Annotated in this window: 10 protein-coding genes; 3 read left to right on the top strand and 7 right to left on the bottom strand. The window is 60.2% G+C overall.

Annotated elements, in window-relative coordinates; all coding sequences use genetic code 11:
• The first annotated feature begins 25 nt into the window (after positions 1-25).
• The gene (locus ACSV9I_RS00120; RefSeq protein WP_438326474.1) at positions 26-937 is read left to right on the top strand and encodes a metallophosphoesterase family protein; all 912 of its coding nucleotides are present in this window, start codon (positions 26-28) and stop codon (positions 935-937) included.
• Positions 938-949: 12 nt separating this feature from the next.
• On the opposite strand, the gene ACSV9I_RS00115 is transcribed toward ACSV9I_RS00120, so the two are convergent.
• The 6 genes from ACSV9I_RS00115 to ACSV9I_RS00090 form a co-directional block, all read right to left on the bottom strand.
• Complete coding sequence (locus ACSV9I_RS00115; protein WP_438326473.1) at positions 950-1,732, bottom strand: alpha/beta fold hydrolase; 783 nt, start codon at positions 1,730-1,732, stop codon at positions 950-952.
• Positions 1,732-3,444: a 2-isopropylmalate synthase gene (gene leuA / locus ACSV9I_RS00110; RefSeq protein ID WP_054157767.1), complete on the bottom strand. Its 1,713-nt coding sequence runs from the start codon at positions 3,442-3,444 to the stop codon at positions 1,732-1,734. Before leuA ends, ACSV9I_RS00115 begins: the two co-directional genes overlap by 1 nt.
• A gap of 325 nt (positions 3,445-3,769) precedes the next feature.
• On the bottom strand, positions 3,770-4,018 hold the full coding sequence (gene brnA / locus ACSV9I_RS00105; RefSeq protein WP_438326472.1) for a type II toxin-antitoxin system BrnA family antitoxin: 249 nt from the start codon (positions 4,016-4,018) through the stop codon (positions 3,770-3,772).
• Complete coding sequence (locus tag ACSV9I_RS00100; RefSeq protein ID WP_438326471.1) at positions 3,996-4,268, bottom strand: BrnT family toxin; 273 nt, start codon at positions 4,266-4,268, stop codon at positions 3,996-3,998. Before ACSV9I_RS00100 ends, brnA begins: the two co-directional genes overlap by 23 nt.
• Before the next feature lie 40 nt (positions 4,269-4,308).
• Positions 4,309-5,487: a benzoate/H(+) symporter BenE family transporter gene (locus tag ACSV9I_RS00095; protein WP_438326470.1), complete on the bottom strand. Its 1,179-nt coding sequence runs from the start codon at positions 5,485-5,487 to the stop codon at positions 4,309-4,311.
• Positions 5,488-5,611: 124 nt separating this feature from the next.
• Complete coding sequence (locus ACSV9I_RS00090) at positions 5,612-6,871, bottom strand: GGDEF domain-containing protein (protein WP_438326469.1); 1,260 nt, start codon at positions 6,869-6,871, stop codon at positions 5,612-5,614.
• Positions 6,872-7,110: 239 nt separating this feature from the next.
• Here ACSV9I_RS00090 and ACSV9I_RS00085 point away from each other — a divergent pair, with 239 nt between their 5' ends.
• Together ACSV9I_RS00085 and ACSV9I_RS00080 are read left to right on the top strand one after the other, a co-directional pair.
• Positions 7,111-8,208: a carboxynorspermidine decarboxylase gene (locus tag ACSV9I_RS00085; protein ID WP_438326468.1), complete on the top strand. Its 1,098-nt coding sequence runs from the start codon at positions 7,111-7,113 to the stop codon at positions 8,206-8,208.
• Between the two features lie 50 nt (positions 8,209-8,258).
• A complete protein-coding gene (locus ACSV9I_RS00080; RefSeq protein WP_438326467.1) occupies positions 8,259-9,497 on the top strand; it encodes a saccharopine dehydrogenase family protein in 1,239 nt (412 codons plus the stop codon).
• Between the two features lie 249 nt (positions 9,498-9,746).
• Here ACSV9I_RS00080 and ACSV9I_RS00075 read toward each other — a convergent pair whose 3' ends face one another.
• Positions 9,747-12,866, bottom strand: a complete 3,120-nt coding sequence (locus tag ACSV9I_RS00075) for an autotransporter outer membrane beta-barrel domain-containing protein (RefSeq protein WP_438326466.1) — start codon at positions 12,864-12,866, stop codon at positions 9,747-9,749.
• Between the last annotated feature and the right edge of the window lie 217 nt (positions 12,867-13,083).

The following is a 13,083-nucleotide window of genomic DNA, read 5'->3' as shown; positions in this document are numbered from 1 at the left end:
TTTCCTGCCCGTTTAAGACAACGCCATGTTCAAACTCGCCCACATATCCGACGTCCATCTCGGTCCTCTGCCGAACCTGACCATCCGGGAGCTGGCCTCGAAACGGATCACCGGCTATCTGAACTGGCATCGCAATCGCCGCAAGCATCTTTTCCCGCATGCGCTCGATATGGTTTTGGAGGGATTGCGCGCCCAGTCGCCGGATCACCTGGCGATCACCGGCGATCTCGTCAATCTCGCTTCGCGCCTCGAAATCAGCCTTGTTGCCGAATGGTTGAAGGAAGCCGGTGCGCCGCTCGACACCTCCGTCGTGCCAGGCAATCATGACGCCTATGTGCCCGGCGCTCATGACCGGGCCATGCATGCCTGGTACGACTATGTCCGCGGCGACGACGATCCCCTGATCTATCACGAGGGACACAAGCTTTTTCCCTATATCCGCCGCCGTGGCCCGGTCGCGTTGATCGGTTGCTCCACCTCGATTGCCACGCCGCCCTTTTCCGCCTCTGGCTATTTCAGCGGCCGTCAGGCGCGCGAGACGGCCAATCTGCTGAAGGCCGCCGGTGAAGAGGGGCTGTTCCGCGTCGTGATGATCCATCATCCGCCAATCCGCGGTGCCGCCGCCCGCCACAAGCGCATGATCGGCATCCGCCGTTTCGCGGCCGCCATCCGCACCGGTGGCTGTGAGCTTGTGCTGCACGGCCACACCCATCTGAACACGCTCTATTGGTTGAATGACCGCGAGAAGAAAGTGCCCGTCATCGGCATTGCCTCGGCAAGCCAGGGCCCCGGCGCCAAAAAGCCGGCCGCTGGCTTCAATCTGTTTTCGATCGACGGCGAAGCCGGGAACTGGCAGCTCGACTGGCAGCGCTATCGGATCGAAAGCGAAGACGCACCGCTCGTGCTGGACCACAGCGAGAGACTGCACGGCCTCTGATCCCGGCGGATATCACCCGCTAGAAAGCGCCTTGCCGAGAACCGCCGCAACCACGTCTGGTGCCTCTTCGATCAGCATGTGGCCGACACCGGCAATCCGGATGGTCTTTGCCCCGTCCCATGCATGCTTCGCCTGCCGAACCGGCAGGATCGGATCCTCCAGACCCCAGACGATCCGTGTTGGAACATCGAGGTCTGTGAAGGCAGCAAGCGGCAGGGTGCCCTGCCCCACCCCTCCATCACGTTCGACCAGGAAGGAGGCCAGAATCTGCATCAATCGATCCGTCGCGCCGGGCCTATGCCGGGCGTCTGCGAGCCGGCCCACATCGCTCTTGCATGGCTCGAAACCGGGCGCCATCATGCCAACAATGGCACCTCTGAGCTCTGCAACCGTTTCTGCGAGCCCATAGCGCCGCAAAGCGACAGCATTGATCTCAGGCCCAAACCCACCCGGAGACAGCAGTGTCAGCGACGACAAGCGGGTCCCCGCCCTGACTGCGATGAGGCTTGCGACCGCTCCGCCCAGGGAATGACCGCAGAGATGGAAGCGTCCAATATCACGCTTTTCGAGATCAGCCAGAATGGCCTTGGCCATAACGCCCGCGTGGCCGATACCCTCGCTCTCCAGTGAGCGTCCATGCCCGGGAAGGTCGTAAATGAGAAGTGGTTGCTCAGCAAAGAGCCGGTCGGTAACCGGCCGCCAGAGCGCCCCGATCCCGCCGAAACCATGCAGCAGGACCAGGGGTGGCTTCGCCGAGGAAAGGTGTCGTTCCTCGGCGAAGAGTGTCATGGCCATCAGGCCTTCGCCTGCTCGTCGAGCACACGGTTGGCCGCAGACACAATTGCTTCCAGCGAAGCCGTCACGATATTGGTGTTGATGCCAGCCCCGAACAGCTTGCCGCCCTGATGCGCCATCTCGACATAGGCGATCGCCGCCGCATTGGAGCCGTGCTGCAACGAGTGCTCGGAATAGTCCTGCACGGAGAGATCTATGCCGAGATAGGTCGACAGCGCATCGACGAACCCATCGATCGGCCCTGTCCCCTTGCCTTCGATCCGCTTCGTCTCACCCTTGTCGGTGATTTCGGCAGCGACGATCCGGATGCCCTTCTTCTCGGTATCCGGATAGGTGTGGTGATCGACGAACTTGATCCGCGCGCCTGTCTGGTCGACGTAGCGCTCGATGAAGCGCTCGTAGATCTTTTTCGACGGCAGTTCCTTGCCTTCCTCGTCCGTGATCCGCTGAATGTCCTCGCGAAACTCGATCTGCAGGTTCCGGGGCAGGTTAATACCGTAGTCTTCCTGCAGGATATAGGCGATGCCGCCCTTGCCCGACTGCGAGTTGATGCGGATGATCGCCTCATAGGTGCGGCCGACATCCTGCGGATCGATCGGCAGATAAGGCACTTCCCAGATCGGCGAATTCGCTTGCCTGATCGCCTTCATGCCCTTGTTGATCGCATCCTGGTGCGAACCGGAGAAGGCCGTATAGACCAGTTCGCCAACGTAAGGATGGCGCTCGGGAATGACCATTTCGTTCGAATATTCGTAGACGGCCTTGATCCGCTCGATGTCGGAGCAGTCCAATTCCGGATCGACCCCTTGCGTATACATGTTCAGCGCCAGCGTCACGATGTCGACATTGCCGGTGCGCTCGCCATTGCCGAACAGTGTGCCTTCGACACGGTCGGCACCTGCCATCAGACCGAGTTCGGTCGCGGCAATGCCGGTGCCCCGGTCGTTATGCGGATGCAATGAGATGATAACGTTTTCGCGGTTGTCGATGTTGCGGCACATCCATTCGATCTGGTCGGCATAGATGTTCGGCGTCGACATTTCGACGGTGGACGGCAGATTGAGGATCAGCTTGTTCTCCGCTGTCGGCTTTACTTCAGCGATCACGGCGTTGCAGATCTCCAGCGCCACGTCCAGCTCGGTGCCGGTGAAGCTTTCGGGCGAATATTCGAAGCGATAGCCGCCACCGGCCTTCGCTGCCATATCCATGATCATCTTGGCGGCATCGACGGCAATCTGCTTGATGCCAGCGACATCCTTGCCGAAGACCACGCGGCGCTGCAGCTCGGATGTGGAATTGTAGAAATGAATGATCGGGTTCGTCGCACCTTCCAGCGCCTCAAACGTCCGCGTAATCAATTCCGGCCGGCACTGCACCAGCACCTGCAGCGAAACGTCGGCGGGAACGCCACCCTCCTCCACGCACCAGCGGGCAAAGTCGAAATCGGTCTGCGAGGCCGAGGGAAAGCCGATTTCGATTTCCTTGAAGCCCATGTCGAGCAAGAGCTGGAACATGCGGGCCTTGCGGTCATGGCCCATCGGGTTGACCAGCGACTGGTTGCCGTCGCGCAGGTCGACCGAGCACCAGATCGGCGCCTTGTCGATCACCTTGGATGGCCAGGTGCGGTCGGCAATATCGATTTGCGGATACGGGCGGTACTTCTGCGAAGCGTCCTGCATGCCCTGCTTGACGGAATGGGTCTTCAAAATCATCGGTCTCGTCTCTTCTCTTACCCGCAGCGTGCAAGGCTGATAGCAAATCAGCGAAGCTTTGGCACGTCTGCCCGGGCCCTTTTTAAGGGATCAATTGCATTACAAGGGAGATTTCGAGGAGCAATCGCCAAACGGCTGACCCGGCCGCCGGGCGCTCCTCAATGGACCCGGCAACCGCGGATAAGGCCGAGAAGAAGAAGCGAGTTTGGCACCGACGCGACAAAACAGGCCTCAGCGCGGGCCGTCATCTCAGTCGCAGCAATGGTCGTGCCGTTGATCTTCATAGGTTGAGAAATAACGCGAAGGAATGAATCGCGCAAGGGCGTTATTCGGCAGCGGATGGCGGACTCTGTTTGAGGCGTTCTCGGATCCAGAGAGAGACCAGCTTTTGTCGCGACGTATTTAAGCGAGCAGCCTCCGCATCGAGTGCGGAAAGTTCCTCTTTCAGCAATTCGAGCTCGACAAGCTCGTTCTCCCAATTGACACGTCGCGCATTGGCCCAATCGAAGTACTCGCTGACATCATCGCCGTCGTCAAATTTCTGGTCAAGCTCAGCCGCTGTTATGGTTTTCATAATACTGAATCTCCGCTTTCCTGGCCCGGCGAACAGAAATAATCCGGATCTTGTTGTGCCGAAGCGTGAAGTATCCAACCCAGAATTTGCCTTCGATAAGACCGACGATACCATATCGGACCTCATCCTGCGAGCGGGCGTCAACGGTCAATCCGTTTCCCGGGCGCCACAACGCCTGCGCCGCCACGAAATCGATTCCGTGCTTCGCCTTATTCGCCTCGCTCTTGGCCGGATCGAATTCGAACTCCATGCCGCATCAAAGCATGAGGAAGGGCGAAAATCGAGATCATTCAACCCCGGCGTGCAACCCGCACCAGACCCAGCATCGCCACCCCGGCGATGAGCCCCCAGAACGCCCCCGAGATCCCGAGGATCGAGATCCCCGACGCCGTGACCAGGAAAGTCACCGCCGCCGCCTCCCGCGTCTCCGGCACCTGAAACGCCGCAACCGAGGAACCGGAAAAGGCCCCGATAAGGGCCAGCCCCGCAACGGACTGGATGAGGATGGGCGGCGCTAGCGATACGAAACCGGTCACCGCGCCGGCCGCAAGGCCCAGCAGCACATAGCCAATGCCGGCAATGATCGCCGCCCAATAGCGCCTGCCATGATCGGGATGCGCATCCTCGCCTGCACACATCGCCGCCGTGATCGCCGCAAGGTTCACGGCATGTCCGCCGAACGGCGCCGACAGCGCGGAAAACAGCCCCGTCACGGCAAACATCGGCCCCGGCTGCGGGTCATATTTGTTGACCTTCAGGATCGCGATGCCCGGAATATTCTGCGAGGCCATCGTGACGATAAAGAGCGGCAGCGCGATCGAGATCAGCGCTGGCAGCGTAAAGGCTGGCAAGACGAGTTCCACCGGCGGCGCAAGGGAAGCCGCCCAACTTGCCATTGCCCCCTCCGGCAAGTCGACACCGAAAACGATGACAACAACGAAGGTCAGCAGTGCTGCCGGCACCGCATAAAGCCGCTTGAAGGCCGCAACCACCGCCCAGACGACCAGGATCGGAAGCCCCAGAGCCGCGTCAAACGCAACAGCCTTGAACGGCGCAAAACACAGATTGAGGATGACACCAGCCAGCATCGCGTTCGCAATCGGTGCCGGAATGGCCGCCACTGCCCGACCGAAGGGTCTGATCAGACCAGCCAGCACGATCAGCCCAGCACAGACGAGAAAGGCCCCGACCGCCGCCGGAAAGCCGCCGACGGGTATGCCTGCCGTCGCCATCAGCGCCGCCCCCGGCGTCGACCAGGCAACGGAGACCGGCAGCCTCGTACAGACACTCAGCACGATGCCGCAAATGCCCATGGCGACCGACAGCGCCATCAATCCGGACGCTGCCTCATAATCCGTGGCTCCAACGCCTTTCAGCCCCTGCAGAACGACGGCGAACGAACTGGCAAACCCGACAAAGGCAACCAGGACGCCCATGAAGGCAGCTTGTGGGGAAAAGTCTTTCAGCATGGCGGGCCTCGGCAGCATTGGATGTGTGCCACAGGCCAATCAAATTCCGCCCGGCCTGACAAGGCCCTTCCAGCCTTTCGCGGTTCGCTTGGCGCCAGACAACAGCAGCATACAGCCGTCGGCTTTATTCCGCCGCCAGAACTCCGCCAACCTCCGGCAGGGTGTTCATGCCCGCACAATGGAAAAGAACAACACGGTTGCGCCCGCTACGCTTGGCTTCATACAGCGCCTCGTCAGCCTGAGCGATCAACCGGGTAAACGGCATGGCGTCATCGGCGACCGAGACGCCGGCGCTGATGGTTACGGAAATCGGGCGCGCCTCATGGGTAATCGGCAGAGCCTCGACGGTCCGGCGCAGCAGATCGACGCGAGCCAGAACATTGGTTTCGGTGGTCTGGGGCAAAAAGAGTCCGAACTCCTCACCACCCAATCGGGCAAAGAATGCATCTGTGCCGTTGCGCATCGCCATGGCCTGCGCCACAGCCACCAGCACCTCGTCACCGGCGAGATGGCCATTCTGATCGTTGACGCATTTGAAGTGGTCGATGTCGATGACCACAAAAGCGCTGCCAGCGGCAACCTCGCGCGGCAGACGATCCATCAGCCAATGGCGATTACGAACGCCGGTCAGCCGGTCCGTTTCCGTCAAGGCAACCAGCCGCTGCTCGGCGCGTTCCTGCACCATGATCAGCACGAACATCGCGATGGCAAACTGATCCAGGATCAACAACAGGAAACTGATCGCGGGCCAGGCCCCAGCCGCCTTGGGATCCAGCATCGCCCAGGTCGTCACGAGCGCCACCAGGGTCTTGAACATCAGCGCACCGGCCAGGCCATACCGGCTGGTCAGGCGCTCATCCTGTGGATCCGACAAGACCAGCCAGCCGTTGGCCAGAGAGGTCAGCGCCATCGCCACGAGAAAAATGCCGGAACGAACAACGTCTATCAGATAAAATCCAGTGGCCAGCGCTGAACCGATCAGCACGACGGGCAGCATATAGATCCAGTTATTGGCACCGGCATCCTTCTCGGTCACGACATTGACCAGACCGATCCAGAACAGTGCATAGGCAATCGGCCCAGAGGCAAAGCTCAGAAGGGTCCATGTCTCGTAGGCAACAACCCCCTGCACACCCGCGCCCGCCATAAACGAACCGCCGCCCAGCATGAGAAAAGCGACCGCCATCTTGCCCAGTCCCCGGCTGCGGCGCGAACGCCACCGCATATACAGGAAACAGCAGGCACCAATGAACAGAGACAGGGGATGAAGGATAAGAATTGTTGGGATATCAAGATGCATGAGGATTATGAATTTATGGCAGTTGGCGATCCTATAGCAAGACATACATTTCAATTTACTGAAAAAAGCCAAAAATATGCGCATGCCAGCCATTCGCGCCTTGCAAGGCAGAGCAAACGCCGGCACGCAGTGGATCTGTCGAAGGATTGAAATGTGCCCGTCATGCGGATTTCACGCAAATGGCGCACAGCACTGGCATCCGGCTGAAAGACAGAGCTTCCGCTTGCCTTTTGCCCCCCTTTTGCCTATGGACCCCCTCCGACGCATTCGGGGCGTCCCGTTCACTTCCGCCTGCTATGGCTGGGTTCACGAAGGATAAAGCCTTGATCCAGACTCCCTATTACCTGATCGATAAATCCAAGCTCCTCCAGAACATGGAGAAGATCGCCAAGCTGCGCGAACTCTCCGGCGCAAAGGCGCTCCTGGCGCTCAAATGTTTCGCCACCTGGTCGGTCTTCGATTTCATGCGCGATTACATGGACGGCACGACCTCCTCCTCGCTCAATGAAGTCCGCCTCGGCCATGAGCGTTTCGGCAAGGAAACCCACGCCTATTCCGTGGCTTATGCCGATTACGAGATCGACGAGGTCGTTTCCCATGCCGACAAGATCATCTTCAACTCGATCGGCCAGCTGACCCGTTTCGAGCGCCAGTCCGCAGGCATCATCCGCGGCCTGCGTCTGAACCCCGGCGTCTCCTCCTCGACCTTCGACCTCGCCGACCCCGCCCGCCCCTTCTCGCGGCTCGGCGAATGGGATCTCGCAAAGGTCGAGCCGGTCATGGATCTGATCTCCGGCTTCATGATCCACAACAACTGCGAAAACGGCGATTTCGACCTTTTCGACAAGATGCTCGGCGATATCGAACAGAAGTTCGGCCCCCTTCTGAAGAAGGCCGATTGGGTCTCGCTTGGCGGCGGCATCCACTTCACCGGCGAAAACTATCCGCTGGAAAAATTCGCGGAGCGCTTGAAGCGCTTTTCGGGCGAGTTCGGCGTCCAGGTCTTTCTGGAGCCCGGCGAAGCCTCGATCACCAAGTCGACCACGCTCGAAGTGACCGTGCTCGACAAGCTTTACAACGGCAAGGATCTTGTCGTGGTGGATTCGTCCATCGAAGCGCATCTCCTCGATCTCCTGATCTACCGGGAAAGCGCGAAGGTCCACCCCAACCAGGGACCGCACCGGTACCAGGTCTGCGGCAAGTCCTGCCTTGCTGGCGATATCTTCGGCGAATTCAATTTCGAACAGGAATTGAACATCGGCGACCGCATCTCGCTGCAGGACACCGCCGGCTACACGATGGTCAAGAAAAACTGGTTTAACGGCGTGCAAATGCCGGCAATCGCCATCCGCGAACTGGATGGCAGCCTCAGGACGGTCCGTGAGTTTGACTACACGGACTACGAACAAAGCCTGTCTTGAAATCCTTCAAGCCCAGGTTCTGACGATTGGACGCAAGGAGTGGTCCCATTATGAAGAAGAACGTGCTCATCATCGGCGCCGGCGGCGTCGCCCAGGTTGTTGCCCACAAGTGCGCGCAGAACAACGACGTGCTCGGCGACATCCATATCGCCTCGCGCACCAAGTCGAAATGCGACGCCATCATCGCTTCGGTTCACGAAAAGAAGGCGATGAAGCAGGCGGGCGTGCTCGAAGGCCATGCGCTTGACGCGCTGGACATCGAGGCCACCAAGGCTCTGATCACAAAGCTTGGCACTGAGATCGTCATCAATGTCGGCACCGCCTTCCTCAACATGTCGGTGCTGCGCGCCTGCATGGACACCGGCGTCGCCTATATCGACACCGCCATCCATGAAGAGCCGAACAAGATCTGCGAGACCCCGCCGTGGTACGGAAACTACGAGTGGAAGCGTGCTGAAGAATGCGCGACAAAGGGCATCACCGCCATCCTCGGCGCCGGCTTCGATCCGGGCGTGGTCAATGCCTATGCGCGTCTCGCCAAGGACGAATATCTCGACAAGGTGACCGACGTCGACATCGTCGACATCAATGCCGGCAGCCACGGCAAATACTTCGCCACCAATTTCGACCCGGAAATCAACTTCCGCGAGTTCACCGGCGTCGTCTATTCCTGGCAGGGCGGCGAATGGAAGGTCAACAAGATGTTCGAGATCGGCAAGGACTACGACCTGCCGGTCGTCGGCACCCGCCGCGCCTATCTCTGCGGCCATGACGAAGTGCATTCGCTGGCGAAGAACATGGACGGCGCCGACGTGCGCTTCTGGATGGGCTTTGGCGATCACTACATCAACGTCTTCACCGTCCTGAAGTCGATCGGCCTCCTCTCCGAACAGCCGGTCAAGCTGGCAGACGGTTCCGAAGTGGTGCCGCTCAAGGTCGTCAAGGCCTGCCTGCCCGACCCGGCCTCGCTCGCCCCGAACTACGAAGGCAAGACCTGCATCGGCGACTACGTCAAGGGCTTCAAGGACGGCAAGGAAAAGACCGTCTTCCTCTACAACGTTGCCGACCACAAGGAAGCCTATAACGAAGTGGGCAGCCAGGGCATCTCCTACACGGCGGGTGTCCCGCCGGTTGCGGCCGCGATGCTGGTCGCAACAGGCGAATGGGACGTGAAGAAGATGGCCAACGTCGAAGAACTGCCGCCCAAGCCCTTCATCAACCTCCTGAACAAGATCGGCCTGCCGACCCGCATTCAGGACGAGAACGGCGATCGCGCTGTCGAGTTCTAAGAGCGCGGGGAAGCCGCTTGAGGCTTGAGGGAATGCGGACCCCGCCGGAGCGATCTGGCGGGGTTTTCTGTTAGCCAAAAGCCTCGACGGTCGTCATCCCTCTGGCGCAGTCCCGAGGATCTGCTGCCGTCAGCGACAGGCGGCACGGTCGAGAGTGCCGATGACACGGCAGATGCTCGGCACAAGGCCGAGCATGACGTTGAGGAAAGCCCCATCGATCTGATACCAGGTATCGGCTGAGATCCCCCCTCAAAACGCCACCCGCACCCCCGCTTTCACCGACTGCCGAAAATCCCCGCTCGCGATCTGCGCACCGTAATTCAGGTCGAAGGTGGCGCCTTCGGCAATCTCTGTCGCAAGGCCGAGTTTCAGCGCGCCGGAATTGCGCGTGGCCTCCTTGCCTTGCACGGTGAAATCCTGGCTGCCATCGAAGGCGAGGGTCGCACTGGAGCGGTCCTCGCTGATTGCATGGGTAAAACCAAGCGCACCGTAGAGACGGAGCGCCTGTTCGCCGACCGACATGGTGTGGTCAAAGCGGACGCCGAGTGAAGTTTCGGCGAAAAGCTCTTGTTCCGCCCGGCCGCTCAGCGCCGCAGCACCTCCGCTTTCCGAAAAACTCTCTTGCTGGCTATGGATGACAGCCGCCCCTAGGAAGGGCTGGATGGTGACATCGCCGAGGGCTGCATCGGTCGAGAGTTCGGCAAAGGCCTGCACCGTGTCGCCGCGATAATCGGCTGTCAGGCGCTCGTTCAGGGTCGAGACGTCAACAGTGCGGGCAGTGTCGATGGCGTGGCTCGAATAGATGCTGCCAAAGCGCAGCGCCATGGCCTCGCCTTTCCAAGCGCCATAGGCACCGATATGCACGCTCTCGATATCCGCTTCGGCCGACGTTTCCGACAGGTCCATGGCAAGGCTGTCATAACCCGCCATGATGCCGAGCGTGAAAGTGTCCGCCTGGAAGAGATCGCCGCCAAAGGTGATCCCGCCGCCTTGAAGGCTGCCGCCGCTGGCAACCTCGTCGGTCTGCCAGCGATTGACCGTGCCATGCGCCACGCTCCAGAAGCGCCCGCGCCCCGGTGCGGCAAGCTCCGAGAGAACCCCGTCACGCTCCACCCCGGCGGCATCGGACAGGCCCTGGCCGAGAGAGGCATGGATCTCGCCCGCCAGATCGCGCAGTGCCCGGGCCCGCTCCTCGTCGGTCACACCGAGCAGCGCATCCGTGACGGGTCCGTTCGGCAGGCTGTCCACCGCATCGCCTGCCGCTTCCTCATTCGGCGTTCCCGCGGAATCGGTAAACGAGAGGCGGGTCAGGGTCAGATAGATGGCGTTGGGATCATAGGACAGCGACGCGTCGAGAAAGGCGAAACTGTCGACCACCGATCCAAACGTGCCGCTGACGCCGCCCGAAGCGGTCGCAATTGTGTAGGTGATCGGCGAGGCATAATCGATACCGGTATCAGTGCCGTTTTCCGGCCCGACGGTCACGCTGGCGCTGCTCGAGACGGTCAGCACACCGCCGACATCGAGCAGGTCGCTCTGGCCAAGCCCGTTGACCTCAACGTCATAGATCGAACCGGCGGCGAAGTTGGCATTGCCTGCCACCGTCAGCGTGCCGATGGAATTGCCCGGTGCAATTGTCGCTCCGGACAGGGCATCGATGGCACCGACACTGCCCGATCCGCCAAGGGCGGCACCGGAACCGACCGTGACGCTGGAGGCAAGACTGCCGTTGACGGTCAGCAGCCCCTCGTCAACCTCGGTTGCGCCCGTATAAGTCCCAATACCCGTCCAGATCAGCTGCCCGGCACCGGTCTTGCTCAGCGATCCGCTGCCCGACATCGTCGAGGCATAAGTGCCAGTACCGATCTGGTCGAAGGTGACGGCGGCCTGGTTGAAGACGGCTCCCTGAAGTCCGAGCGTATTGCTGACGAGACGACCGTCGAGTACGGAAAAACTGCCGGAATAGGCGTTCGAGCCTGTCAGTGTCAGCGTACCATTGCCAAGCTTGGTAAAATCGCCCGTGCCGGAGAGCGCGCCATTATACGCAATATTGGTGGCGCCAAGATCGAAGATGAGGTCGGCATTGTTCTCGATATCGCCATTCAGAACAGATGTCTGCAGCACCAGCGACCCGTCCTCCACAATGGTATCGACCTGAAGAGAACCACTGCTGCCGATCGTCAAAGCGCCTGCGCCGTCCTTGATCAGGAAACCGTCACCGAGGGTATGGCCGCTGTACAGGCTGTCGACGCCGCCTGTGTCGACGGTCAGATCGGCAGAGGCAAGCAAGATTGCACCACTGCCCGTCAGAGCGCCGATTTCCGTGCTGGCATTGACCCTGTAGACCCCATCGACCGCCAGAGCCACATCACTGTCAAAGACATCGGAATTGAAAGTGGATAGGTCGCCGCTATAGGAAACCCGCACGCTCCCCGTACCAAGGAAGAGACCGCTCCATTGCGTATATCCGTCAAAGGTCAGGGTCCCGTCGACATCCAGATTGCCGTCGAAGGCACCACCATTGACCGTCAGCGAGCCGGTCGTATCGATATCCCCGCCGCCACTGAGGTTGTTGATCGTGCCGGAGAGTGTCGACATGTTCAGCAATGAGCCCGCCAACAGATAGAGTTCCGAGACATCGGCCAGACTGTCCACCGTCTGGGCAGCGCCGAAATAGGTGACACCCGAACCGATCATGATGACGTCCACATTGCTGAACACGCCCTGCATCGACGACTGGCTGTATTCCGACCAGGAGAAGCCGCTGGACAAAACGAGCGTGCCGACATTTTCGATCAAGCCGGAAAAGCTCGCGCCATGGATGACGATGTCATTGCCGCGGCCATCCAGCGTACCAGTCCCCGTGAGGGACGAAAGGGTGGCATAATCGTTCATCAGAAGCTCTGTCCCGGCCGCCATGGTGGTCGAGTGAGCCCGGTAGAAGTATCCGCTATCCAGCACATCAACCGTCCCGCCGGCAATGGTGATGTCTGCCGCCTCCGCCGGGGTCGTCGGCATCATAACAGGCGAACTGGATGACCCGAGCACGAGTGTCCCCTGGTCGACTGCCGAACCGAGCGTCAGGTCATAGTTCAGCCTGAGCGAGATATCGGAAACACGGAGCGTCGAGCCTGTTGTCACGGACAGCGTGCCGTCTTCATTCTCCATGTAGAGAGGGGATGTGAGCGTCGCATCGACGTCCACGGTGCCAAGCCGGAGATGGTCGTTGAGGACGATGATGTCGGATCCATATTCTGACCCAGTATAGATTGGCGTCAGACTGTTGATGTAAACCGTGGCAGCTCCGGCCATGCTGGGCTGCAGGCATGTTGCGCCGGCCAGGGCCGACAGAAATGTTTTGCGGATCATCAACACCGTCGAAATTCTGTGTTCCGGAAAAGGGATTCGTGATTGGCCGGATCGTATCTGCGTCTTCAGGCGATTGCCTGTCTAAAACTTGCCGCTTTCTCTCAAAAACATAGGGCGTGTGATGTTCGGCACCCCTCGATTGAAGCCTGCGCTGTGCGCCAGTCTGGCCATCCCCGTATCCACCCCGCCCCCACCATGCTACGAGGCCGCCACACGC

Source organism: Rhizobium sp. G187, from assembly GCF_051549525.1.
In the GTDB taxonomy this organism is placed as follows: domain Bacteria; phylum Pseudomonadota; class Alphaproteobacteria; order Rhizobiales; family Rhizobiaceae; genus Allorhizobium.
The sequence above is the reverse complement of the archived record's forward strand: the minus strand, read 5'-3'. Positions and strand labels throughout refer to the sequence as shown.

What these genes read in the sequence shown, in the direction of transcription:
- ACSV9I_RS00090 (WP_438326469.1), bottom strand. Translation starts at nt 6,871, where the DNA reads ATGCGCATATTTTTGGCTTTTTTCAGTAAATTGAAATGTATGTCTTGC.
- ACSV9I_RS00095 (WP_438326470.1), bottom strand. Translation starts at nt 5,487, where the DNA reads ATGCTGAAAGACTTTTCCCCACAAGCTGCCTTCATGGGCGTCCTGGTT.
- ACSV9I_RS00100 (WP_438326471.1), bottom strand. Translation starts at nt 4,268, where the DNA reads ATGGAGTTCGAATTCGATCCGGCCAAGAGCGAGGCGAATAAGGCGAAG.
- ACSV9I_RS00115 (WP_438326473.1), bottom strand. Translation starts at nt 1,732, where the DNA reads ATGGCCATGACACTCTTCGCCGAGGAACGACACCTTTCCTCGGCGAAG.
- ACSV9I_RS00075 (WP_438326466.1), bottom strand. Translation starts at nt 12,866, where the DNA reads ATGATCCGCAAAACATTTCTGTCGGCCCTGGCCGGCGCAACATGCCTG.
- ACSV9I_RS00120 (WP_438326474.1), top strand. Translation starts at nt 26, where the DNA reads ATGTTCAAACTCGCCCACATATCCGACGTCCATCTCGGTCCTCTGCCG.
- ACSV9I_RS00080 (WP_438326467.1), top strand. Translation starts at nt 8,259, where the DNA reads ATGAAGAAGAACGTGCTCATCATCGGCGCCGGCGGCGTCGCCCAGGTT.
- brnA (WP_438326472.1), bottom strand. Translation starts at nt 4,018, where the DNA reads ATGAAAACCATAACAGCGGCTGAGCTTGACCAGAAATTTGACGACGGC.
- leuA (WP_054157767.1), bottom strand. Translation starts at nt 3,444, where the DNA reads ATGATTTTGAAGACCCATTCCGTCAAGCAGGGCATGCAGGACGCTTCG.